Origin of the sequence: Arthrobacter sp. MYb23 (assembly GCF_002979775.1) — a bacterium.
Classification (GTDB): Bacteria; Actinomycetota; Actinomycetes; order Actinomycetales; family Micrococcaceae; genus Arthrobacter.
This window is the reverse complement of record NZ_PCPR01000004.1, coordinates 136,797-160,007: the sequence shown is the minus strand read 5'-3', so window position 1 is coordinate 160,007 and position 23,211 is coordinate 136,797. Positions and strand designations below refer to the sequence as shown.

21 protein-coding genes, 2 tRNA genes and 1 pseudogene are annotated in these 23,211 nt (G+C 61.0%); 14 read left to right on the top strand and 10 right to left on the bottom strand.

Going from position 1 to position 23,211, the window contains the following annotated elements; translation table 11 throughout:
- Positions 1-235 precede the first annotated feature (235 nt).
- The 10 genes and pseudogenes from dnaN to CQ020_RS07130 all read left to right on the top strand — a co-directional run bounded on the left by dnaN (position 236) and on the right by CQ020_RS07130 (position 10,442).
- Complete coding sequence (gene dnaN, locus CQ020_RS07170) at positions 236-1,360, top strand: DNA polymerase III subunit beta (RefSeq protein ID WP_105691206.1); 1,125 nt, start codon at positions 236-238, stop codon at positions 1,358-1,360.
- A 35-nt stretch (positions 1,361-1,395) separates the two neighbouring features.
- Positions 1,396-2,319 (top strand): annotated as a pseudogene (gene gnd, locus CQ020_RS07165) (phosphogluconate dehydrogenase (NAD(+)-dependent, decarboxylating)); the annotation flags it as partial.
- A 23-nt stretch (positions 2,320-2,342) separates the two neighbouring features.
- Positions 2,343-3,536, top strand: a complete 1,194-nt coding sequence (gene recF / locus CQ020_RS07160; RefSeq protein ID WP_105691204.1) for a DNA replication/repair protein RecF — start codon at positions 2,343-2,345, stop codon at positions 3,534-3,536.
- Complete coding sequence (locus CQ020_RS07155) at positions 3,523-4,077, top strand: DUF721 domain-containing protein (protein ID WP_105691203.1); 555 nt, start codon at positions 3,523-3,525, stop codon at positions 4,075-4,077. The genes recF and CQ020_RS07155 overlap by 14 nt, the downstream gene beginning before the upstream one ends.
- A 337-nt stretch (positions 4,078-4,414) precedes the next feature.
- Positions 4,415-6,493: a DNA topoisomerase (ATP-hydrolyzing) subunit B gene (gene gyrB, locus CQ020_RS07150; RefSeq protein WP_024818851.1), complete on the top strand. Its 2,079-nt coding sequence runs from the start codon at positions 4,415-4,417 to the stop codon at positions 6,491-6,493.
- A 62-nt stretch (positions 6,494-6,555) separates the two neighbouring features.
- Positions 6,556-9,225 carry a DNA gyrase subunit A gene (gene gyrA, locus CQ020_RS07145; RefSeq protein WP_105691202.1) on the top strand — a complete coding sequence of 890 codons (2,670 nt, stop codon included), beginning with the start codon at positions 6,556-6,558 and terminating at the stop codon, positions 9,223-9,225.
- Positions 9,222-9,941, top strand: coding sequence for a DUF3566 domain-containing protein (locus CQ020_RS07140; RefSeq protein ID WP_105691201.1), 720 nt, complete (start codon positions 9,222-9,224; stop codon positions 9,939-9,941). The genes gyrA and CQ020_RS07140 overlap by 4 nt, the downstream gene beginning before the upstream one ends.
- Positions 9,942-10,054: 113 nt before the next feature.
- A tRNA-Ile gene (locus tag CQ020_RS07135) sits at positions 10,055-10,128 on the top strand.
- A 48-nt stretch (positions 10,129-10,176) separates the two neighbouring features.
- Entirely contained in the window at positions 10,177-10,296 is a 120-nt protein-coding gene (locus tag CQ020_RS24315; RefSeq protein ID WP_217639245.1) for a DLW-39 family protein, read from the top strand.
- A 70-nt stretch (positions 10,297-10,366) separates the two neighbouring features.
- Positions 10,367-10,442 (top strand) — tRNA-Ala (locus CQ020_RS07130).
- 102 nt (positions 10,443-10,544) lie between these two features.
- Here the strand turns inward: CQ020_RS07130 and CQ020_RS07125 are convergent.
- On the bottom strand, positions 10,545-12,545 hold the full coding sequence (locus CQ020_RS07125) for a beta-N-acetylglucosaminidase domain-containing protein (protein WP_105568069.1): 2,001 nt from the start codon (positions 12,543-12,545) through the stop codon (positions 10,545-10,547).
- Between the two features lie 118 nt (positions 12,546-12,663).
- Between CQ020_RS07125 and CQ020_RS07120 the strand changes: the two genes are divergently transcribed.
- The gene (locus CQ020_RS07120; protein WP_105691200.1) at positions 12,664-13,572 is read left to right on the top strand and encodes a DMT family transporter; all 909 of its coding nucleotides are present in this window, start codon (positions 12,664-12,666) and stop codon (positions 13,570-13,572) included.
- An 18-nt stretch (positions 13,573-13,590) separates the two neighbouring features.
- Here CQ020_RS07120 and CQ020_RS07115 read toward each other — a convergent pair whose 3' ends face one another.
- Positions 13,591-14,466, bottom strand: a complete 876-nt coding sequence (locus CQ020_RS07115) for a glycosyltransferase family 2 protein (protein WP_024818856.1) — start codon at positions 14,464-14,466, stop codon at positions 13,591-13,593.
- Between the two features lie 144 nt (positions 14,467-14,610).
- Complete coding sequence (locus CQ020_RS07110; protein WP_105691199.1) at positions 14,611-15,582, bottom strand: hypothetical protein; 972 nt, start codon at positions 15,580-15,582, stop codon at positions 14,611-14,613.
- A gap of 154 nt (positions 15,583-15,736) precedes the next feature.
- Between CQ020_RS07110 and CQ020_RS07105 the strand changes: the two genes are divergently transcribed.
- Together CQ020_RS07105 and CQ020_RS07100 are read left to right on the top strand one after the other, a co-directional pair.
- Positions 15,737-16,279 (top strand): peptidylprolyl isomerase, encoded by a 543-nt coding sequence (locus tag CQ020_RS07105; protein WP_024818858.1) that lies wholly within the window; start codon positions 15,737-15,739, stop codon positions 16,277-16,279.
- A gap of 21 nt (positions 16,280-16,300) precedes the next feature.
- Positions 16,301-17,155, top strand: coding sequence for a rhomboid family intramembrane serine protease (locus CQ020_RS07100; RefSeq protein ID WP_105691198.1), 855 nt, complete (start codon positions 16,301-16,303; stop codon positions 17,153-17,155).
- 109 nt (positions 17,156-17,264) lie between these two features.
- Here CQ020_RS07100 and CQ020_RS07095 read toward each other — a convergent pair whose 3' ends face one another.
- The 7 genes from CQ020_RS07095 to CQ020_RS07065 all read right to left on the bottom strand — a co-directional run bounded on the left by CQ020_RS07095 (position 17,265) and on the right by CQ020_RS07065 (position 22,140).
- Positions 17,265-17,885, bottom strand: a complete 621-nt coding sequence (locus tag CQ020_RS07095; RefSeq protein WP_105568093.1) for a GyrI-like domain-containing protein — start codon at positions 17,883-17,885, stop codon at positions 17,265-17,267.
- Positions 17,886-18,671: 786 nt separating this feature from the next.
- Positions 18,672-19,271: a DNA-3-methyladenine glycosylase I gene (locus CQ020_RS07090; protein WP_105691197.1), complete on the bottom strand. Its 600-nt coding sequence runs from the start codon at positions 19,269-19,271 to the stop codon at positions 18,672-18,674.
- Positions 19,272-19,461: 190 nt separating this feature from the next.
- Complete coding sequence (locus tag CQ020_RS07085) at positions 19,462-20,178, bottom strand: alpha-ketoglutarate-dependent dioxygenase AlkB (RefSeq protein WP_105691196.1); 717 nt, start codon at positions 20,176-20,178, stop codon at positions 19,462-19,464.
- A complete protein-coding gene (locus tag CQ020_RS07080) occupies positions 20,175-20,804 on the bottom strand; it encodes a methylated-DNA--[protein]-cysteine S-methyltransferase (protein ID WP_105691195.1) in 630 nt (209 codons plus the stop codon). Before CQ020_RS07080 ends, CQ020_RS07085 begins: the two co-directional genes overlap by 4 nt.
- Positions 20,801-21,331, bottom strand: coding sequence for an RNA polymerase sigma factor (locus tag CQ020_RS07075; RefSeq protein WP_105691194.1), 531 nt, complete (start codon positions 21,329-21,331; stop codon positions 20,801-20,803). The genes CQ020_RS07080 and CQ020_RS07075 overlap by 4 nt, the downstream gene beginning before the upstream one ends.
- A complete protein-coding gene (locus CQ020_RS07070) occupies positions 21,331-21,840 on the bottom strand; it encodes a methylated-DNA--[protein]-cysteine S-methyltransferase (protein WP_105691193.1) in 510 nt (169 codons plus the stop codon). The genes CQ020_RS07075 and CQ020_RS07070 overlap by 1 nt, the downstream gene beginning before the upstream one ends.
- 45 nt (positions 21,841-21,885) lie before the next feature.
- The gene (locus CQ020_RS07065; RefSeq protein ID WP_024818866.1) at positions 21,886-22,140 is read right to left on the bottom strand and encodes a cell division protein CrgA; all 255 of its coding nucleotides are present in this window, start codon (positions 22,138-22,140) and stop codon (positions 21,886-21,888) included.
- 157 nt (positions 22,141-22,297) lie between these two features.
- Between CQ020_RS07065 and CQ020_RS07060 the strand changes: the two genes are divergently transcribed.
- Positions 22,298-23,125 (top strand): class E sortase, encoded by an 828-nt coding sequence (locus tag CQ020_RS07060; RefSeq protein ID WP_105691192.1) that lies wholly within the window; start codon positions 22,298-22,300, stop codon positions 23,123-23,125.
- Positions 23,126-23,211: the final 86 nt, after the last annotated feature.

Here is a 23,211-nt window from a genome sequence, read left to right as displayed (position 1 = left end):
GCACGGCCAAGGCCGGCCGGGAGCTATCCACATACGAGGGGGCCGGGCCGACGGGGATGGGTTAATCGCGGATCTTCCGGCTAAGCTGTCAGCAGCGCTCCCATCCTTGGGTCTGTTTGTAGTTCGCTCAGCGCGGACCATGCAGGTTCCGGTGCCGGATTGCGAAGATTTAGCGGGTTCCAAGCAGGAATCCGCAGCTCTACATGGCAGCAGCAATGAAAGGCGGCACCCTTCCGTGAAGTTCAGAGTCGACCGCGACGTCCTGGCAGAAGCCGTTACGTGGACCGCGCGGTCGTTGTCTCCGCGGCCGCCCGTACCAGTGCTTTCCGGCCTCCTCCTCAAAGCCGAGGCAGGAACCGTCAGCCTCTCGAGCTTCGACTACGAGACGTCGGCCCGTTTGGAAATCCCGGCAGATATCGCTGTTGAAGGAACCATCCTGGTGTCCGGGCGTTTGTTGGCTGACATTTGCCGCAGCCTTCCCTCCGCTCCCGTCGAAGTTGAAACCGACGGAAGCAAAGTGACGCTCACCTGCCGCCGAAGCAGCTTCCACCTGGCCACCATGCCCGAGTCCGAGTACCCGGCGCTGCCTGCCCTGCCGGCCATCAGTGGAACCTTGCCCGGAGACGCCTTCTCCCAGGCCGTATCCCAGGTGATCATCGCTGCAAGCAAGGACGACACCTTGCCCATCCTTACCGGCGTCCGCATGGAGATTGAGGATGACCTCATCACGCTTCTTGCCACGGACCGCTACCGTTTGGCCATGCGTGAAGTTCCCTGGAAGCCTGTGACGCCGGGGATTTCCACCAGCGCCCTGGTCAAGTCCAAAACCTTGAACGAAGTAGCCAAGACGCTCGGTGGCAGCGGAGATATCAACCTCGCCCTCGCCGACGACGACAGCCGCCTCATTGGCTTCGAAAGTGGCGGACGAACCACCACATCACTGCTGGTGGACGGCGATTATCCGAAGATTCGTTCGCTCTTCCCGGACTCAACTCCGATCCACGCAACTGTCCAGACCCAGGAACTCGTTGAAGCCGTTCGCCGTGTCTCGCTCGTTGCCGAACGAAACACGCCGGTTCGTCTCGCCTTCACCCAGGGACTGCTGAATCTCGACGCCGGTACGGGCGAGGACGCGCAAGCTTCCGAAGAGTTGGAAGCCCAGCTTTCCGGTGAAGACATCACCGTCGCCTTCAACCCGCACTACTTGGTGGAGGGGTTGAGCGTGATCGAAACCAAGTACGTCCGCTTTTCCTTCACCACCGCTCCGAAACCGGCCATGATCACGGCCCAGGCTGAAGCGGACGGCGAAGACCAGGATGACTACCGCTACCTCGTGATGCCGGTCCGTCTCCCCAACTAACCGGCAGCTGTGGTTGTTATTGAGTTTCAGCCCGTTACCGCCTCCCGCCACCTTCGCAGAAAAGAGTTCACACCGTGCACATCGGACTGATCGGCCTTGGAAAAATGGGTTTCAACATGCGGGAACGCATGCGGAACGGCGGCATTGAGGTCACTGGTTTTGACCGCAACCCCGATGTCTCGGACGTGGCGTCCGTGGATGAACTCATCGCTGCGCTTCCGGCTCCGCGGCTGGTATGGGTGATGGTGCCCTCCGGTGCCATCACTGATGCTGTGGTGACCGAACTTGGCGAGAAGCTCAGCCCCGGTGACCTGGTGATCGACGGCGGCAACTCCCGTTTCACGGAAGACCAGAAGCACGCCGCAGCACTGTCCGAAAAGAGCATTCGCTTCGCCGATTGCGGTGTATCCGGTGGGGTGTGGGGCCTCCAGAACGGTTACGGCCTCATGGCAGGCGGTGCGGCGGAAGACATCGAACTCGCAATGCCCGTTTTTGATGCTCTCCGCCCTGAGGGTGAACGCGCCGACAGCTTCGTCCACGTAGGCGGTGTCGGTGCGGGTCACTACGCCAAGATGGTTCACAACGGCATTGAGTACGGCCTCATGCAGGCATACGCCGAGGGCTACGAACTGCTGGCGGCCAAGGATATTGTCACTGACCTTCCGGGGACGTTCCGTGCCTGGCAGAAGGGAACAGTTGTCCGGTCCTGGCTTCTGGACCTCATGGTCAAGGCACTGGACGAAGATCCGGGCCTGGCCTCGATCGATGACTATGTTGAAGATTCCGGCGAAGGCCGTTGGACCGTGGAAGAAGCAATTGCCAACGCAGTGCCCGCGCCCGCAATAACGGCTGCTCTCTTTGCCCGTTTTGCCTCCCGCGAAGACAATTCTCCGGCGATGAAGATGGTTTCGGCCCTGCGCCATCAGTTCGGTGGACACGCCACCCGTCCGGCCAACTAGGCCGCAGTAGTCCTGCAAACGGCGTGTACCTCGAACATCTTTCGCTGACGGATTTCCGAAGCTACGCACAAGTGGACCTGAAGCTGGGTCCCGGTGTGACGGTCCTGGTGGGTTCCAACGGAATCGGCAAGACCAACCTTATGGAGGCCATTGGGTATCTTGCCACCCTGAGTTCCCACCGCGTCAGCACAGATGCTCCGCTGCTTCGATTCGGCACGGAGCGCGCGCTGGTCCGGGCCAAACTGGTCCGTGGAGAGCAGTCCACAGTCATCGAGCTTGAGATCAATTCCGGCCGGGCAAACCGGGGACGCATCAACCGCAGTAATCCGGTCAGGGCCAGGGATATCCTCGGAATCTGCCAAACGGTGCTGTTCGCCCCCGAAGACCTGGCACTGGTCAAGGGCGATCCTTCGAATCGCCGGCGCTTCCTGGACGAATTGCTGGTGAGCCTCGTTCCGAGGCATGCTGCCACCCGCAGCGACTATGACCGCGTGTTGAAACAACGCAATGCCCTGCTCAAGTCGGCCCGGGCAGGCAAGTTCACCGCCGGACATGAGGCAACGTTGGATGTCTGGGATCAGCACATGGCCCGTGCCGGTGCAGAACTACTCCATGCCCGCCTTGAACTTGTGGAGCGACTACGTCCCCACCTGAACAACGCCTATGCGCAGCTCACCGACGGTTCCAAGGACGCCGGGGCCGTGTACCGCTCAAGCATTCAAGGCGTACTCGACGACGACGGCGGGCCGGCCGACCAGGGAACGGAACCTTCGGCGTCGGTTGATGATCTCCGGCTGCTGTCCGTCGATGAACTCACGGAACGCTACATCCAGGCGTTCGCAGCGTCGAGGAAAAAGGAACTCGAACGGGGCATCTCATTGGTGGGTCCACACCGGGATGAACTGGAACTCGTTCTGGGACAGGCGCCGGCAAAGGGCTACGCGTCCCACGGTGAAACGTGGTCCATGTGCCTCTCGCTGCGTCTGGCTTCCTACTACGTGATGTTGGATGACGCCCGCACCGGTGGCACCGCTCCGATCCTTATCCTGGACGATGTTTTCGCTGAATTGGATGTCCAGCGGCGGCGTAAACTGGCTGCAATAGTCGCCGGTGCCGAGCAAGTACTGGTGACCGCCGCCGTCGATGCCGATATCCCCGAGGAGCTGGCCGGACGGCGCGTAACCGTTGTTCCGGGAGGCATCGATGGCGAAGGATAGCCGCGAGGGACTTCAACCTGGCCGTGAACCGGATGAAATTGATGCTGCCCAAGCGGCGCTGAACCGCATGCGAGAGGCTGCGGCTGCCCGGGGAGAAGTACGGCAGCGCGCGCCGAGGCCAGGATCTGCCCCCAAACGTAAGGGACTCCGGGATACCAGGGGCTTCGCTCAATTCCATGGCAGCGGCAGGGATCCTTTGGGCTTGGGAAAAGTGGTGGGCCGCTTGGTGGCCGAACGCGGGTGGACGTCGCCTGTGGCCGTTGGTTCCGTCATGGCGGAGTGGGAGACGCTGGTAGGACCGGATATTTCCTCCCACTGCACGCCAGAGAGCTTCACGGACACGACGCTTCATGTTCGTTGCGATTCCACGGCCTGGGCCACCCAGCTGCGGTTGTTGAGTACCAGCCTTCTGGAGATGTTCCGCAATGAACTGGGCGAAGGGGTGGTCACCAGCATTCAGGTGTTGGGACCTTCGGCTCCAAGTTGGCGAAAAGGCGGACGCAGCGTCAACGGTCGAGGACCCAGGGACACGTACGGCTAAACGGCGTGCAGGGCGTTTAAACCTCCCCGAGTCGTATAGGCCCCCGTCGGGACCACCGCAGGGCCATTGAAGATAGGGCCAGCGGCCTCTCATGGCCATATTCAGCTCTCGGCTGCCCCTGTATTTGCAAGGATTTGCGGGTTTCCACGATAGAATTGGCGTAGATCACTGAGCGCCGGTGAAACGTCGACGGGTCCTGTATCCACTCCTGTGGCATTGGGGACCCCGGTCGTCGGAGTAGCCGGCGCAATCAGTCACGTGCCCGTTGGCGGCCGCGGTTAGCCGTGGGCAACTCCGGGAACGGCCGACATCGAGTACAGAGGAGTCGAAAGCGCCTGTGGCTAACGACAATGCAGAGACCTTGGCAGTAGAGCCCGAAGAGGAGACTGTACCCAAGCCTGACACGCCCGCGGAGGCGCCCAGGGAGTACGGTGCCAGCGACATTACCGTGCTGGAGGGCCTCGAAGCCGTGCGCAAACGCCCCGGCATGTACATCGGCTCAACCGGTCCCCGCGGCCTGCACCACTTGGTTTATGAAGTGGTGGACAACTCTGTTGATGAGGCTCTGGCTGGCTACTGCAGCCACATCGAAATCACGCTGCGCGCTGACGGTGGAGTGCGCGTGGTGGACGATGGCCGCGGCATCCCGGTGGATATTCACCCGACCGAGGGCAAGCCCACTGTTGAAGTAGTGATGACCATCCTGCACGCCGGCGGTAAGTTCGGCGGCGGCGGTTACGCCGTTTCCGGTGGCCTTCACGGCGTGGGTATTTCCGTAGTGAACGCTCTGTCGCGCCGGGTTGACACTGAAGTCCGCCGCCAAGGCCACGTCTGGCGCATGACGTTCGTCGACGGCGGCAAGCCGCAGGGCGAACTCGTCAAGGGTGAGGCCACGGACGTTACGGGGACGTCCCAGACGTTCTACCCCGACGGAACCATCTTTGAATCCACCGAGTTCGACTTTGAGACGCTTCGTGCGCGATTCCAGCAGATGGCCTTCCTCAACAAGGGCCTGCGGATCACGCTGACTGATGAGCGTCCGGTTAACCGTGACGGCGATGACGACCTCGACCTGGATGCCGTGGCAACCGAAGGTGAGGTAGCCGCTGAGCACCGCACCGTTGTGTACCAGTACCCGGACGGTCTGCTGGACTACGTTAAGCACTTGAACTCGAACAAGAAGGTTGAAATCGTCCACGAGGACGTCATCGCTTTCGAAACCGAAGACACCGAGCGGCACATCGCCGTCGAGGTTGCCATGCAGTGGACCACCGCTTACTCGGAAAGCGTCCACACGTATGCCAATACCATCAACACTCATGAGGGCGGAACGCACGAAGAAGGTTTCCGTGCCGCCATGACCTCGCTGATCAACCGTTATGCGCGCGAGAAAAGCATCATCAAGGAAAAGGAAGACAACCTTACCGGTGATGACATCCGTGAAGGTTTGACAGCCGTCATTTCGGTGAAGCTTTCCGAACCGCAGTTCGAAGGCCAGACCAAGACCAAGTTGGGTAACTCCGAGGTCAAGGGCTTCGTCCAGCGCGTTGTTACGGATCAGTTGGGTGACTGGCTGGAACGAAACCCCGGCCCGGCCCGCGACGTAATCCGCAAAGCTATTTCTGCTGCCCAAGCACGCATGGCCGCTCGTAAAGCCCGCGACAATGCCCGGCGGAAGAGCCCCTTGGAATCGTTCGGCATGCCCGGCAAGTTGTCTGACTGCTCGTCCAAGGATCCTTCGCGCTGCGAGGTTTACCTGGTGGAGGGTGACTCGGCAGGTGGCTCCGCCAAACGTGGCCGTAACCCGGAGACCCAGGCCATCCTGCCGCTGCGTGGCAAGATCCTGAACGTGGAGCGTGCACGTCTGGACAAGGCTCTGGGTAACGCCGAAGTCCAGTCCATGATCACCGCTTTCGGCACAGGCATTGGCGAGGACTTTGATATCAGCAAGCTTCGCTATCACAAGATCGTCCTGATGGCCGATGCTGACGTCGATGGCCAGCACATCACCACTCTGTTGATGACGCTGTTGTTCCGCTACATGCGGCCGCTGATAGAGAACGGCTATGTGTACCTGGCCCAGCCGCCGCTGTACAGGATCAAGTGGTCCAACGCTGCCCACGATTACGTGTACAGCGACCGCGAACGCGACGAAACCATCCGTAAGGGTGCTGCCATGAACAAGCGCCTGCCTAAAGACAACGGCATCCAGCGCTACAAGGGCCTTGGCGAGATGGATTACACCGAGCTTTGGGACACCACCATGGACCCGGATCATCGCACGCTGTTGCAGGTGACCATGGATGACGCACTGGCCGCCGATCAGACCTTCTCCGTCCTGATGGGCGAGGACGTCGAATCGCGTCGTAACTTCATTCAGCAGAACGCCAAGGACGTCAGGTTCCTCGATATCTAAGGCCCGCAAGGGCACTTGGATATTCCAGAACTGACATATACCTGAAACGGAAACCTTAGATTATGAGTGACGAAACTCCCGAAGTCCCGGAGCCGAACGACGTCGAGGATGTTGTTCTCGAAGGTGATGTGCTGACCGACCGCGTGGAGCAGGTGGACCTGCAGACTGAGATGCAGCGGTCCTACCTGGACTACGCCATGGCCGTCATCGTTGGCCGCGCCCTCCCGGATGTCCGTGACGGCCTCAAGCCGGTGCACCGCCGCGTTCTGTACGCAATGTTCGACGGCGGATACCGCCCCGACCGCTCCTTCAACAAGTGCGCCCGCGTTGTTGGCGACGTCATGGGTACCTATCACCCGCACGGTGACATGGCGATCTACGATGCCTTGGTCCGCCTGATCCAGGACTGGACCATGCGGTACCCGTTGGCGCTGGGCCAGGGTAACTTCGGTTCCCCTGGCAACGATGGCGCCGCTGCACCGCGTTACACCGAAACCAAGATGGCCCAGCTCGCCATGGAAATGGTCCGCGATATCGACGAGGAAACCGTCGACTTCCAGGACAACTACGACGGCAAGAACCAGGAACCCACTATCCTGCCGGCGCGTTTCCCCAACCTGCTGGTCAATGGCTCCTCGGGCATCGCCGTCGGCATGGCCACCAACATTCCGCCGCACAACCTTCGCGAAGTTGCCCAAGGCGTGCAGTGGGCGCTTGAGAACCCGACTGCCACGCGGGAAGAGCTTCTTGAGGCGCTGTTGTTGCGTATCAAGGGACCTGACTTCCCCACAGGTGCCAACATCCTGGGGCACAAAGGCATCGAAGACGCCTACCGCACCGGCCGCGGCTCCATCACCATGCGCGCCGTGGTCAACGTGGAGGAACTCCAGGGCCGTACGTGCCTTGTGGTGACCGAGCTGCCCTACCAGGCCAACCCGGACAACCTGGCCATCAAGATTGCCGAGCTGGTCAAGGACGGCAAGATCTCGGGTATTGCGGATCTCCGCGATGAAACCTCCGGCCGCACCGGTCAGCGCCTGGTGATCGTGCTCAAGCGCGACGCCGTGGCCAAGGTGGTCTTGAACAACCTTTACAAGCACACGCAGTTGCAGGACAACTTCTCGGCGAACATGCTGGCAATTGTCGACGGCGTTCCGCGCACCTTGAGCCTTGATGCCTTCATCAGGCACTGGGTTGCGCACCAGATGGACGTCATTGCACGCAGGACCCGTTACCGCTTGCGCAAGGCTGAGGAAGAAGCGCACATTCTGCGTGCACTCCTGAAGGCACTGGACATGTTGGACGAGGTCATTGCCCTCATTCGCGCATCCAACACCACGGAAGCGGCCCGCGAAGGGCTCATGGAGCTCCTGGAGATCGACGAACTCCAGGCCCGCGCCATTTTGGACATGCAGCTCCGCCGTTTGGCCGCCTTGGAACGCCAGAAGATCCAGGACCGCCACTCGGAACTCGAAGCGATGATCCAGGAGTACAACTCGATCCTGGCTTCGGAGGAACGGCAGCGCCAGATCATCAGCGAAGAACTCGCGGAGATTGTGGCCAAGCACGGCGACGACCGCCGCACGCACATCCTGATGGGCTTCGATGGCGATATGTCCATGGAAGACCTGATTCCCGAAGAGGAAATGGTTGTCACCATTACCCGTGGCGGCTATGTGAAGCGAACCCGTAGTGACAACTACCGTTCGCAACAGCGGGGCGGCAAGGGAATCAAGGGTGCACAGTTGCGCGGCGACGACGTCGTGGAGCACTTCTTCGTGACCACCACCCACCACTGGTTGCTGTTCTTCACCAACCTTGGACGCGTGTACCGGGCAAAGGCGTACGAACTTGCCGAAGCCGGACGCGATGCCAAGGGCCAGCACGTTGCCAACCTGCTGGCTTTCCAGCCGGATGAGCACATCGCCCAGGTCCTTGACCTGCGGGACTACCAGCAGGCCCCGTACCTGGTGCTTGCCACCAAGAACGGTCTGGTGAAGAAGACCCGGTTGGAGGACTACGACACCAACCGCACAGCTGGTGTCATTGCCATCAACCTGCGTGATGAGGACGAGTTGGTATCGGCCCAGTTGGTCAGCGAAACCGATGACCTGCTTCTGGTGTCCCGTAAGGGCCAGTCCATCCGTTTCACGGCCACCGATGATGCTTTGCGTCCCATGGGCCGCGCCACATCCGGTGTGACGGGTATGAAGTTCCGTGAAGACGACGAGCTTCTTGCCGCGGACGTGGTCCAGGACGGCTCGTTCGTGTTCATCGTGACCGAGGGTGGTTACGCCAAGCGGACCGCCGTTGACGAGTACCGGCTCCAAGGCCGCGGTGGCCTGGGCATCAAGGTAGCCAAGCTTGCTGAAGACCGTGGTGACCTTGTTGGCGCCTTGATCGTGCAGGAAGAGGATGAAGTCCTGGTGGTCATGGAGGGCGGCAAGGTTGTGCGCTCGGCCGTGACCGGCGTTCCCGCCAAGGGCCGCGACACCATGGGTGTCATCTTCGCGAAGCCGGACAAGAACGACCGCATTATTGAGGTTGCGCGCAACAGCGAACGCGGTTTGGAAGGCGAAGAGTCCGAGGACGGGCCCGACGATGACGTAACGTTGGCTGCAAACGACGGCGCCTCCGAGGCGACCGTGACGGCCGATACGGAAAACGACGCAGTCCCGGAAATCGAAACGGGCGCGGAGCTGAACGAAGACAACACCGGAGGTAACGAGTGAGTAATTCCGACTCATATCCCAAGCCGAGCACAGGTGTCCCCGGCGGACTCCGGCAGCCCTCAGGCACCACGCCCTCAGGCAACACACAGTCAGGAACGCCTGCACGTCCCCAGCAGCGCCCTGGAACCGGGTCCGCAGGATCCGGCTCCGCGGGAGCGCGGCCCGCGAGTGGAACTAATTCCGCACCGCGTCCGGCCGGCGCACCCGGACAACGCCCGGCGCAGGCCGGTCAGCGACCCGCTGGCGCTCCCGGACAGCGGCCGGCACAGCCCGGCCAACGTCCAGCCGGTACCCCTGCCCAGCGTCCCGCGCAGGGCGGACCCGGCCTGGTGAAGCCGGCCCCCAAGGCAAAGGTTCGCCGCGCGCGCCTCCTTGTCAGCAAGGTGGACCCGTGGTCAGTCCTGAAGATGGCATTCCTGCTGTCCGTTGCCTTGGGCATCGTCACCGTGGTTGCAGCGATCGTTTTGTGGACCGTGTTGGATCTCACAGGAATCTTTGATCAGGTGGACAGCCTTCTTGGCACCCTGGCAGGCTCCGAGGGCAGTGGGTTCGAGCTCAAGAAGATTGCTTCGCTCGGGCAGGTGGCATCCTTCGCCACCATCATTGCTGTAGTGAACGTGGTTCTGTTGACCGCACTGTCCATGCTCTCGGCCGTGCTGTATAACATTTCCGCAACGTTGGTGGGCGGCGTCGGCGTCACCCTGACTGACGACTAGCAAAAACTCCCGGAAATACGCCGAAATCGGCGGAATTGCACCGGGGAAATGCCTCGATTTGAGATCGGGCCGGGATGTGCTGTACAGTCATATCTCGGCCCGATGAGGCATCGGGGCGTATAGCTCAGGCGGTTAGAGCGCTTCGCTGATAACGAAGAGGTCCCAGGTTCAAGTCCTGGTACGCCCACGGAACCACAAAGAGGTTCAGGTAAAACTGAACCGGAATGAGGTGCTTGTGAAGAAGTTGCTGGTAGTTGTGGCAGCTGCAATCGCAGGCGTCCTGGTCTATAAAAAGGCGCAGGAATCCGAAGCCCGGAAGGATGTCTGGAGCAAGTCAACCGATACGGTGGACTAGCCGAAGAGCCCGGTACGGATTGGTAATTACCAGTCCTGACATGGGGTATGATTGATGGGTTGCTTCTTATGGGGGCATGGCGCAATTGGTAGCGCACCTGCTTTGCAAGCAGGGGGTTCGGGGTTCGAGTCCCCGTGCCTCCACCATAAGAAAAGTCCCGGTCAGAAATGACCGGGACTTTTGCATTTAAGCCGAAGTAGGTCACAGATCAGGGCCCGATGATTGCTCACTAGGCCCTGATCTGTGACCTAGTTGGGTGGTGCCTCCTGCAGCGCTCGTTCGAGGAACATTGTTAATTCGCTGTCCCCAAGCACAGGTGAGACGACGCCGAGCTCCAAGGTTGGTTGAGTCTTGGCAGCAGCTGCCGTCAGCGCACCCTGCACGTTCCCCCGGGCCTGCATGGCAGACTGGGTGTCCCCACGCTTGGCGGCTTCGAGCATGGACACAGCCTCCTCCACGCCACGTCCGTACTCAGCAGCCGCTGCAATCCACGTGCTGCCGTCCTGGGCGAAGCCCGGCACCTTCATTCGGGGAAGGAGTTCGGGCAGGCGCTGAAGTAGTTCCGCGCGGGCCTTCAAACCGCCGGAAGGCGACCTCCCGGCGTCGTAATCGGCCCAAAACTGGTCAATATCGCGCCGTAGCTCCGGTGCGGACGGCGTCAGTGCATCGTCCTGCCAGTCCTGGTTGAGGTCTACGAACGCCCTCACCGCGGCCTGTACTTCCGGGTCGGAACCAGCAATCAGGGACAACGCCGCATTCATGGATTTGGAGGGATCATATGCTGGACCGTTCCACGAGAGGTCGGCGTAATTGAAGATGGCCGGCAAGGAAAGGTAGGGCTGGATCATCGGGTTGGTGACGATGCCGCGGACTGTCTTATGGAGGTTGGCGTCCCTCCCGATGACTGGGGCCAGAAAAAGGTGGTCCTGCGAAAAGTCGTTGACTGGGTAGTTGTCCCAGACGACCAAACTCCGTGGAGAACCCGGAGTCCCATATGTGAGGCCCGCGGCTTCTGCTGAATCCTCTGTGATCCGGTGCGACACCACGTCTTCACCGGTCCACTGCACCACGATCCCGGGATTTAGCGCCTTGCCGAGTTCCCGCTTATAGGCATTGCTTGCCGAACCGTTGTAAAAAGTGGGGACGGTTTCGAGTGGAAGGACTCCCTCTTTCGCTGAGATGAACCTTTCATTCACGTCATTCAGGAAGGAGGCTTGCGCCTTTGCCAGGTTGGCTTGTCCGGACCCGAACTCCTGAAGATCTTCGTCGCACTGGACCTTCGTCGCGATGTCGTCGAGCGGAATGACAAAGGAGCGCACACCCAGCGAATACAACGAATCAAGCTTGGACACGGCATCGTCGAGGTCCGCGAGGCGCGAATAGCATATGTCGATCCCTGGTGACAGCGCGTAGGAGAACCGGACGTGGTTGTCCGACGCGGCGTCAATCAGCTCCCGCAAATCCCTGAGTTCCTGGTCCGAATAGAGGTCCCGCCATTTATCCCTGAGAAGGGGATCGTCCTTGGGCGAATAGATATAGGTGTTCATCTTCTGCTGGCCCGCGAATTCGATCACGTCCAATCGGGCCTGATGGGACCAAGGCGTCCCGTAAAAGCCCTCGATGACGCCCCTGGTCTCCATCAGCGGCCAATCGCTGACCCTTACCGCAGCTACTGATCCGTTCCTGAGCAGTTGGCGGAGGGTCTGCACAGCGTGGAAGACGCCGTCGCTATCCCGCCCGGCGAGCACCGCCGTCGGACGTCCTGTAATGATGCCCGTGGCAACCGCGTAACCCTCGGCTCGTCCAAGAGCATCTCTGACTTCCGGATCAGTATCCAACTGCAGTTCCTTGAGGACCGGCCGCACCGCCGAATCTGCCTCGAGGCCCAGATAGACGGCGGAAGATCCTTCTCGCCGGTTGGCCATGGCCGTCACCAACTCAGTGGTTCCGCCGGCCCCCACCACAAGGTCCTGAACGGCGTCGATAGACGCTTGGTCGGTTCCGGAACCAGCCACGATGTAAACGTGGCCAGTGAGGGGAACAGGGGCCCCCGTGCCAACACGTGCATGCTGTGGCACCGGGAAGATGCTTGGAACGCCGGCCACGCTTCCCTCAGGTGCGTCTGGGCGGTCCCGCGAAATAACAAACCAGCCGGTCGCTACGAGAGCCGCCGCAAGCGCCGCGGCTGCGACCAGCAGCAGAACCTGCCGTCTCCGTTTGGAGCCACCGCCGACGGGTGCTCTGTTCAATCAGGTATCCCCCTGGGTACGCCGTCACCGGCTCATTGGAATGTTGAGTCAAGACAATCACACTGTCAGCACATCAGATAGGGCGGACGGGCTCATTCGCCCCACTAGGGTTGGATCCGTGACTCTTCTCATTGCTGCGCTCGGTGTCCTGGGAGTGGCCGCCTCCGGACCGCTCATGGCCGGCACGCTCGGTGCCACCTCGGTAACCGCCTTGGCTATAGCGTTCTGGCGCAACGCTATTGGTGCCGTGGTAATGGCGGGCCCCGTCATCATTCGGGAGCCCAAAGCGTTCGGGCGGATCACGCGGCGCGAGTTTGGCTGGTCCGCGGTGGCCGCCGTGGCACTGGCCTTCCACTTCGCTTGTTTCATTACTGCCCTTCAGCTGACGTCAGTGGCTGCGGCTACTGCCTTGGTGTGCCTTCAATCGGGGTGGATTGCCGTGTTCCAGCTGTTGCGGGGTACCCGGCACAGGTGGCCGGTCCTGGTGGGGCTGGGGATCGCTTTCGGCGGCGTTGTGGCCATCACCGGGTTCGACATGGGTTCATCCCCGGAAGCGCTCCTGGGTGACCTCCTGGCAGTTGCAGGCGGCGCCTTGGCCGGGCTGTACACGCTGGCCGGTGGCAAAGCGAGGCAATCCATGGGGACGGGAACGTACACGACGCTCTGCTACGGCATGTGTGCGGCGATTGTGGCAGGGCTGGCTTTGTTCACTGCCCAGCCACTCTCAGGGTTCGACGCCGGTGGTTGGCTTGGCATTATCGCCATCACCGTGTGTGCGCAGCTGGTGGGTCACACGGCCTTTAACCATCTACTGGCTACGATGAGTCCGCTGCTGGTGTCCATGATCATCCTGCTGGAGATTCCAGGTGCTGCTCTTCTGGCGGCCATCTTCCTGAATGAGACCTTGCCCGCCGGTACCTATGCGGGGTTGGCGCTGATTCTTGTGGGGCTGGCCGTGGTTGTGGCCGGTCAGCGGCGTGGCCGGCCGGAAGCAGACCGACGCGAAGCCGAACTGGGCACGGACTAGGGTGCCGCCGTCGGGCGCTTACATACCGCCGCGGCGGGCGCCCTGCGTCGAGTTGGCCGTGTGGATGGCGCGCAGCAACTTTGCGGGGAAGTACACCGAGAAGAACACCACCATGGGTGCCTTCAACGCCATTTTCTTAACGTTGTGGGCCTTGTATGTCCGATCGAAACGCTGGACGTAGTAACGGTAGTCCCTGGGTGAGTCCTCAAGCCGCCGTGCAGACATGCCGGACACCATTTGGGGAAGGTACTGCACTTTGAGGTCGTGTTCGAACAGGTGCAGCGAAAGATCGATGTCCTCGTGCATCTCGTCCTTGGGGTCCAGGCACGCTTCGTCACGGATGGTTTCCCATGCCGAGCGGCGGAGCGCCATGTTGGAGCCGAAGAGGAAATGGTACTGATGCTTGGCCAGACGGAGCATGAGCTGGCGCATCTTGTCGTCCGCTTTGAGCCCGAAGCGGCGCATTGGCATGTCGTAGTAGACCACGGGACCGGTGGCAGCCGCTACGGACGGGTCCATGAAGGCCTTTTGGACCTGTTCCACCCAATCCGGTTCAAGGACTGAGTCAGCGTCGATGCGGCCCACCACATCTCCCGTGGCGTTGTTCAACCCGTGGTTGCGTGTGGGGATAAGACCCTGCGCGGCTTCCTGCCGCATGAGGATGATGGGGCTCTCAGGATATTCCTGCTGCATCTGGCGCACGATCCTGGCCGTGCGGTCCGTGGACAGGTTATCCACCACGATGATCTCTTCGGCGGGAACCGACTGGTAGATGGCCGCGATGAGGCACTGGCGAATGACGCTTTCCTCGTTATACGCCGGGATGACGATGGATACGCCGGGGGGTTCCGGAGCATCCTGGAGGGAACCCGCAAGGGGTCTATCGGCTGACATCACCTCAAATCTAACACCCGGGCCGCGGCATGCGATGGAGGCTTTGGTTACAAGCCGGCAAACACTGAAGGGACCCCGGCCTTCGCCGGGATCCCTTCAGATGGTTGACTTTGCCTGCCCCTCTTCGAGGCCGTGAGTCAGTGGTTAGTTCTGTGCACCTTTGGCATCGGAGTCCTTGCCATCGGCGTCCTTGTGCAAGCTGGCCGCGATGTTCTTGACGGCAGTCTTGGCGTCGGTTGCCACCTTCTCCGTGGAGGCCTCAACGTTCTTGAAGGCATCCTTCGTTGCCTGCTCAGCTTCAGCCGCGGCTTCCTCCGGAGTGATATCCGTTGCCTTGGACTCAACGTCTGCTGCCGGAGCGGGCGCGGAGGCCGCCGTCGGAGAAGGAGTTGAAGCCGTTGCCGGAACAGGAGCGGGAGTCGGCGTGACCGGAGAAGGCGTCTTCCACGGATCTTCCACCGGCTTGGAGGCTTTCCAGGCAGCAACACCGGCAGCAGCCGCGGCAGCAATGACCGTGACGATCAACCATCCGCGCTTCTTGGGCTTCGGCTCCTTGACCAGCTTGGTGGAAACAGCCTTGCCAGCTTGATCGGCAACTGCCTTGATCTGCTTCCCCGTGGCCTGGGCCTGCTCCTGGACGCTGTGCACAACGCCCGAATCAACCAGCTTCTGCGCTACGGCGTCCACCTGTGCAGGAGCGTTCTCCAGGGCGTGATGGACGGCAACCGAGGCCTGCCCCAACTGCTCGGAGAGCTTGGGGAGGTACTCGTCCACCACTTTGTCCCGTGCATGGCCGAGCGCCGGAGTGGCCCTGTTGAGGGTCTCCTGGATCTTGGGTGTCGCGTCTTCCACTACGTCATGGATCTTCGGCGCAAGGTGCGCCAAGCCATCCTGAATCCGCGGGGTGACAACTGCAACGCCGTCGGCGAGGTTGTGCGCAGCGGACTTAAGACCCTCTTGGATCTTGGGGGAAGCGCTGTCAATGCCGTGCTGGATACGCGGAACAGCCCAATTAACGGCCGCTTCCACACGCGGTGCAGCCCAGTCGCGGGCGTTATCCACACCGGCCGTGACTGATTGTTCGAGTTCGCGGGCAATACGGTCTGATTTCTTCACAACTACCTCCCGATACACATGCTCGTTTGTTGCTAGCCTACGTCGCTTGTGGAACACCGGCTATTCATCCGTCCGAGTTGGTCCCGGATTTCACCGAGCGCGGAACCGGCTTTACAGCCGTCCTGGCGTTGACCCTGCATGGAAGAATGGGGCCATGACCATCGCAACCGCAAAAGCAACGATCCACACAAGCCTCGGCGACATCAAGGTTGACCTCTTCGGCAACCACGCCCCCAAGACGGTCGCCAACTTTGTTGGCCTGGCTACGGGCGAAAAGTCCTGGAACCACCCGGAAACCGGCGAAGACAAGACCGGCACCCCCCTTTACGACGGCACCATCTTCCACCGGATCATCAAAGACTTCATGATCCAGGCAGGCGATCCGCTGGGACGCGGCGTGGGTGGCCCCGGCTACCAGTTCGACGACGAAATCCACCCGGAACTGACCTTCAACGCTCCGTACAAGCTTGCTATGGCCAACGCCGGCATCCAGATGGGCAAGGGCACCAACGGGTCACAGTTCTTCATCACCACCGTGAACACCGACTGGCTGTTCGGCAAGCACAGCATCTTCGGCGAGGTAACGGATGAGGAATCCCGCAAGGTTGTGGACGCGATCGAGTCTGTCCGCACCGGCATGGGCGACCGCCCGGTTGAAGACGTTGTCATCAACAGCATCGACATCGAACAGCTCTAGCCACAGGCTGAACCAGAGCTCATGAGTTACGGAATTCCGTCGGCCGAGCCGTCCGCTGATATTCCGGTGTGCCCCAGGCACCCGGACAGGCCCTCCTATGTGCGGTGCCAGCGCTGCGGGCGCCCTGCGTGCCCCGAATGCCAGCGGACGGCCGCCGTCGGATTCCAATGCGTTGACTGTGTCAACGAACAAAAACGTACGACGCCGGTGTACCGGTCGCCGTACGGCGGCGCCTTGGCAGTGGGCCGGCCTTTGGTGACTTTTACGATCATCGGGTTGTGCGTGCTGGTTTACATCCTTCAGTGGATCGTGCCGGGCGACGCCGTTTTCCAGAACTTTGCCTTCGCGAACTATGCTGCCGCCAGCGAGCCTTGGCGCATGCTCACGGCAGCCTTCCTTCACTCGCAGGGTTTCCTGCTTCACATCGTCCTGAACATGTACACGCTGTGGATCTTCGGACAAGCCCTTGAGCCTTTGCTCGGGCGGATCCGATTCCTGGCGGTTTATTTGCTGTCCGCTATTGGTGGTTCGGCCGCTTATCTCCTGCTGACTCCAACGTTCCCTGTCATTGGCGTGGTGGGAGCCTCCGGGGCCATCTTCGGTTTGTTCGGCGCCATGCTGGTGGTCCAACGTCACCGCGGCGGCGAAACCAAACAACTCTGGGTCCTGATCGCCATCAATGGCGCAATCGGCTTCTTTGTCCCCAGCATTGCCTGGCAGGCACACTTGGGCGGCCTGATCACCGGCGGACTCGCTGCTGCCGCGATCGCCTACGCTCCCAAAGGCAAGAACCAGGCCCTTCTCCAAGCCGGAGGACTCGTTCTGGTGGCAGGTCTGCTGGCAGTGGTGACCTGGTTCCGCGTCACCGCTGGATGATGGGCGACGCCCCCTAGTTACGGCGAAGCCTCCTAGCCACGGCGACGCCTCCTAGCTACAAGGCTGTCCGCTGTCCCCCTTAGCCCGTGACGTTGGGCTAGCCGTTGCTCTAGCCGGCGTCCGGAGTGACCGGCTGCCTCAGGATGGTCTTGAGCCTTTCCGGTGCCGTGCGGCGAGGATCCCCGAGATAGATCTCATGGTGCCTGCCGGTCATGGTCAATGACTGCGACGGAATGAAGGCGTTGTGCATCTCCTCCAGCACGGGCCCTTCGTCGTCGTAGGGACCTACGTGGAGTGTCTGCACGCTCAGCCCCTCCTCCAGCGACTCGAGGCGGATTGCTTCCAATGCCGGGGCCTCGCCCTTTTTGGCGACGGCCTGACGTGCGGCTTCAAAGTGCTCGCGGGTGATCCAATCAGGAACCATGTTCATGAGCGTCCAGTCCCAGCGTGACTTGTCCCTGGCACTGGTGAAGGACTCCATGTCATCCGACCACCACAGCGCTTCCAAGGGCATGACACCGTAATCCTGCCCCAGTTCCGTTTTGCTGAAGAACTTCAGCTTGTAGGCAACGGGGTAAAGCGTGGTCAACGCGTCCTTGTACGCCTGCGCGGTGTTGGGGTCCCCGTGCCCGTCGATCATCAAAAACTTGAGCCGGGGAACGGTCACCACAGAAAATACGCCGCGCTTGGCGCCGTAGGTCTGGATCTGCTTCTTGAAGTCGCTCTTCATGGCACCACGGTACGCCCTGAAGACATAGTGGACCGGAGGGGGCATTTAACTGGTTATCCACAAGCGTTATCCACACTGTGCGTAACTTACATCAGTGTAGTTAGACCCACATCCCCTCGTTGGAAGCGTCAGAGCGGTAGATATCCCCCGAAAGGCATGAATTTCTCCACAACTGTGGATAACTTTGTCCCCGAGACAGTCGAATATGTGGACAACAGGGGTCCTGGAGGTGCTTCTGTGGATAACCATGTTAATTACGCCCTGGAGGGCCGTCTATCAACAGGCTTATCAACAATGTTAATAACTTACAGCCGTGTAGTTCACCGTCATGGATGGCCAATGCAGCCCAGCACGGCGGCGATTCCGGGATTGAAACCCACAAGTTTTCCCCACCTGTGGATAACTTGTGGGTAGGGGGCTGTTGTTAAGTGGGTAACTGTCTCTGCTCTCCACCCGACGCCAGTCAAGGCGTGAACCGTGCTGGAGTGCTCGTCGAGGATCACCGAAGGGGCCTTTAGCAAATCCGGCAATCCCAGGATGTTGAACATACGGTGAAGCTTGGGGCACTATCCACAGCGCTGTACACAGTGGGTATAAGTCTTCACTGGGCATGTACGTGTCAAAACCGGCGGCAACTCGGCGATTCCGTGGGAAATACGTTGATGTCCACAGACTTTATCCACGCCTGTGGATAAAGTTCCCCACTTCTGTGGACAAGATCGTGAGGTATTCGCGAACAACTACGGGTTCGTCGCGGAAGGCTTACGCCCGGAGCCAGGGGCTCGCTCAGATCCACACGCCGGATGTTCCACGGCGATGGCTATCCACCAGATGTGTGTCAATGATTCCGATTGCTTCCATCAAGGCGTACATGGTGGTGGGCCCGACGAACGCGAAACCTTTCTTGCGGAGCGCCTTGGAGAGGGCGATCGACTCAGGAGAGCTTGTGGGGATATCGGCAAACGTTCGGGGCTCCGGGGTGCTTTCGGGCTGGAAGGACCAGACGAAATCCACCAAGCCACCCTCATCACGGAGCGCGATGGTTGCCTTGGCATTAGTGATGGCCGCTCGGATCTTGAGGCGGTTGCGCACGATCCCGGCGTCCAACATGAGCCGTTCGACGTCGGCTTCCGTAAAGGCGGCAACGCTTTCCGGATGGAAATCCAGGAAGGCCTTCCGGAACGAGTCCCGCTTCCGCAGGATGGTGGCCCAGGAAAGACCGGCTTGGAATGCTTCAAGACTGATGCGTTCGTACATGCCCTGCTCGTCGCGGACGGGCATGCCCCACTCGTGATCGTAGTAGGCCTGCATGAGGGGGTCCGAGGCTGCCCACAGGGGACGGGCAAGGCCATCGTCGCCAATAATGATGCCGTTATCCGGGCTCATGAACGCTCCTCTGCGGCCGAAACTCCAGGAGCATCGGCAAATTATTTGCTTCTGGGGATATTCTGCCCGGTGCCTCTGACATTCGGACTACCGGGCCGTTGAAAGCTTCTGCGAGGTTCATGGCTCCTGCTACGTTCAGGGACCCGGCGCCGTTCTGGCACCTTCTAGGCTCGGGGTCCGGGAGTCCGCGTCAAGATAGTCCTGTGACCCGCATGGTGATGTTGATCCGCCCGTGTGACAGGCCGCAATCCCCAGGAGCCGTTCCAGGGAGGACCTTGGGAATGCCGTGATAGGCGAACCGGGACGCCCCACCAAAGACGAAGAGGTCTCCGGAGCGGAGTTCGACGTCCGTGTACGGCTTGGTACGGGTCTTGGTGTTGCCGAAGCGGAAGATGCACGTCTCACCGATGCTGAGGGACACCACGGGGTCACTGGAGCGCTCATCTTTGTCCTGATGCATCCCCATTGCAGCGCCATCGCCGTAGAAGTTCACCAGTGCGGCGTCGGGAGTGTACCCATCGGCAGAGGCGCTCAACGACTCATCAATGTCGTCACCGGACGTATAGGCAGCCGCAACCGCCTTCCTTCCCAAGCGGACCATCCAGTCAGGGAAGTCCAGCACGGGCCGGCCGTTGACGTCGGTGGCTTCCCGTGAGTAACGGTAGGGCTGCCAGTGCCAGCCGAGGCACACGGTACGTACGGACATCTGGTGCCCACCAGGAAGCGTGGCGGCCCGCAGAGGAACAGGTCCGTGCGTCCACTCACCAAAGCGGTTCACTATCCACCGCTGCTGCTCCAGAGTCAGCCAGCCAGGAACATGAACGGCACCTGGGGCAATCTGGCGGGGACCGGCGTCGTGGTTTTCCGGCTGTACCAGCTCCAGCGGAAAGAGGGCGTCCTCGTTCACGCCGCTGCCTCGAGTGTAAGCAGTGCTCGTTTGGCTTCACTTCCGCCAAGGTAGCCGCCGAAGCTGCCGTCCGACTTCACTACGCGGTGGCAGGGCACGATCACGGGCAGTGGGTTGGTTGCACAGGCGGTCCCGACGGCACGTACCGCATTGGGACTGCCGGCCGCCAAGGCGACTTCCGCGTAGCTTTCCGTGCGGCCGTAAGCGATGCGGGGCAGGTGCTGCAGGACGTTCAAGCGGAACCCGCGGGACAGGCGGAAATCGAGGGTCAGATCAAACTCCCTCCTGGTGCCGGCGAAGTATTCGTCGAGTTGCCGCGCAGCATCATCCAGGCGTGCCGGGGCCTGAAGGATCCGTGGACTGATGGTGTTGGCCAGAAGCTGCAGGACATCCCCGTGGTTCTCCAGTTCGAAGGCAACACGGATGATTCCACGGTCCGTGGCGGCGAGGAGGAGTTTTCCTACCGGTGAGTCCACTATCCGGTACGCGATGTCCAAGGTGTGGATAAGTTGTGCGTCCAGAGCCAGCCGGGCATGGAGGCTGGCAAGTGCGGGTTCGAGACCAACATCGAGGGGCTCAAGGAGCGATGCGACCTCTGCGTGATCAGGGCTTGCTTCAAGTGTCATCGGAGCTCTCCTTTCGAAAGTGAATGCGCCAGTGCAGGAAGATCAGCAAGGGCATTGCGGAGTGATTTCACGCCGTCGGCACCCGCGCGTCGGGCGGCGTCGGGCGTGCCTCCCAGCAGCGCTGCGACATCCTTATAAGGAAGACCCGCAAGGTAGTGATAAGCGACGGCCTGGCGTTGCTTGGGTGGAAGGCCCGTGACGGCGTCCAGCAGTTCCGCGTGTCCATCACCGGGAATGCCAAGGCGTGAAGGCTGCTCAGGCGGAGAGTCCACAGGGAGGGCACGACGACTCCCGGCACGCAGATGGTCGATGCACTTGTGATGTGCAATGGTGACCAACCAAGCCTGCACGTTCGCCTCCGGTGGAAGGTCCGGATACGACTGTAGGGCCGCCAGGAAGGTATCGGACCAGGCGTCGTCGGCATCGTGTACGCCGAGGACAGCACGGCAAACCCGGAGCACCGTGGCCCCCTGTTCCTGGACTACGGCCTCGAAAGGCTTCTTGATTGCCGCCTGCTCTGGCTCCATCAGAAAAGCTTGCCTTCCCGCACAGTGGCCGGTTCTTCCAGTTCCAGAAGGAGGCGTTTGTTGGGGAGACCACCCGCGTACCCGGTCAGCTGGCCCTTGCGACCCACTACACGGTGGCACGGGATGATGATGCTGATGGGGTTCCTTCCGACGGCTGAGCCAACGGCTTGAGCAAGATGGGGATCCCCCAGCTCTGCGGCCAGCTCGCCGTAGCTGACAGTCTCCCCAAAAGGGATGGTTTGGAGCCGCGACCAGACCTTCTCCTGGAAGGGGTTCCCGCGTGCCTCTAAAGGGACATCGAAATCAGTGCGGTGGCCATCGAGATACTCCTCGAGTTCAACCCTGGTCACATTAAAGACTGGATCCTGGAGTCCCACGGGAACTCCGAAGTAGTCCGGTGGAGGCATATGCCAGTGACCTTCGTAGAAGATGCCCGTCAAAAATTCCCCGCGGGCAGTCAGCGTCAACTGCCCCAACGGGGAATCCATGGTGGTGTGCCGGATGCTCATATCTTGTAGACGTTCACGGGCACGGAAATGTGAGGTGGGGTTTCCCTAGGAGCGCCAGCGGGTGGTCATGAGGAAGCCGACGATCGCGATACCAAAGCCTGCCACGATGTTCCACGAGGCCCACTCGCGGACGGGGAACTGGCCCTCAGTGATGTAGAAAGTGATGATCCAGATCAGGCCGAGGATCATCAAGCCGAACATGACAGCCTTGTACCAGACCGGATTGGGCCTGTACTGCTGTGCTGCGGAAGTCTGCTGGGCCTGACGGGCAGGCCGCTTGCGGGGCTTGGACTCGGGCACGGATCCTCCTGGCTGTTCGGTTAATACCCGTTCGCGCCAGCCTTGATATCCTGCAGGAAGGAAATTTCCAGCGGTTAACGGCCACACGGCGTTCCGGGTTGGTTCTAGCTGTCAAGTCTAGCCGCAACCGGGGGTCCGCCTGTGCCGCCCGCGCCCTATGCAAGGAGACCTTGTGGCGCATCAGCAGCAGACGGCGGCTTCAGCCATGCCGTCCGCCCGCCAGGGGCAGGAACTGCGCCCGCGCAAGCGACTTCGGGCTTCTGACGTCATCCGCAAAATCAGCCAGATCCTGGGCGAACTGCTCATTACAGCAGGGATCGTCCTGCTCCTCTTTGTTGGCTGGGAGCTGTGGTGGACCAACGTGGAAGCAGACGCCAAGCAGACCGAGGCCGTCAAGAGCTTCGCGCAGGAATTCTCCGGCCCGGTAACCCCTGCTGCACCTGCCGCCCCTGTGGATTATGGGCCTCCCGTGGTGACGCCGGCTCCCGCCTACGCGGGGATGATCGGGATCATGTACATTCCCCGCTTCGGCCCGGACTACACACGGCCCATCATCGAAGGCACCGGCTCGGACGTTCTGGACACGCTGGGACTGGGCCACTACGGAAGCACCAGCATGCCTGGCGCCCCGGGCAACTTCGCCGTGGCCGGCCACCGTCAAACCCACGGCGCTGTACTGGACAACATCCACACCCTGGTTCCCGGGGACAAGATCTACATCCAGACTGCAGACGGTTATTACACCTACGTCTTCCGAAATAACCAGATCGTGCTCCCTGACCGAACAGACGTCCTGATGCCCGTTCCCACCGAAGCGGGAGTCCAGCCCACGGAAAGTATCCTCACCATGACGAGTTGCAACCCGCGGTTCGGGGCACAGGAACGCATCATCGCGTACTCAATGCTGGATAGTTGGCAACCTGCCTCAGCGGGACCGCCATCGGAAATTGCCGCCCAAGTAGCCCGGGCACACGGAAAGGGGTAACGAATGTACGCGTGGATCTTCCGTCATCTTCCGGGACCCTTGTGGGTGCGGATCCTGACAACCCTGGTACTGGTGGGTATAGCCCT

Excerpts from the sequence above, each read along its gene's own strand:
- CQ020_RS07090 (WP_105691197.1), bottom strand. The coding sequence starts at position 19,271 with ATGAGCCCGGATAACGGCATCATTATTGGCGACGATGGCCTTGCCCGT.
- CQ020_RS07080 (WP_105691195.1), bottom strand. The coding sequence starts at position 20,804 with ATGACACTTGAAGCAAGCCCTGATCACGCAGAGGTCGCATCGCTCCTT.
- CQ020_RS07070 (WP_105691193.1), bottom strand. The coding sequence starts at position 21,840 with ATGAGCATCCGGCACACCACCATGGATTCCCCGTTGGGGCAGTTGACG.
- gyrA (WP_105691202.1), top strand. The coding sequence starts at position 6,556 with ATGAGTGACGAAACTCCCGAAGTCCCGGAGCCGAACGACGTCGAGGAT.
- CQ020_RS07095 (WP_105568093.1), bottom strand. The coding sequence starts at position 17,885 with ATGAAGAGCGACTTCAAGAAGCAGATCCAGACCTACGGCGCCAAGCGC.
- CQ020_RS07105 (WP_024818858.1), top strand. The coding sequence starts at position 15,737 with ATGACCATCGCAACCGCAAAAGCAACGATCCACACAAGCCTCGGCGAC.
- CQ020_RS07100 (WP_105691198.1), top strand. The coding sequence starts at position 16,301 with ATGAGTTACGGAATTCCGTCGGCCGAGCCGTCCGCTGATATTCCGGTG.
- CQ020_RS07155 (WP_105691203.1), top strand. The coding sequence starts at position 3,523 with ATGGCGAAGGATAGCCGCGAGGGACTTCAACCTGGCCGTGAACCGGAT.
- CQ020_RS07075 (WP_105691194.1), bottom strand. The coding sequence starts at position 21,331 with ATGGAGCCAGAGCAGGCGGCAATCAAGAAGCCTTTCGAGGCCGTAGTC.
- CQ020_RS07060 (WP_105691192.1), top strand. The coding sequence starts at position 22,298 with ATGCAAGGAGACCTTGTGGCGCATCAGCAGCAGACGGCGGCTTCAGCC.
- CQ020_RS07115 (WP_024818856.1), bottom strand. The coding sequence starts at position 14,466 with ATGTCAGCCGATAGACCCCTTGCGGGTTCCCTCCAGGATGCTCCGGAA.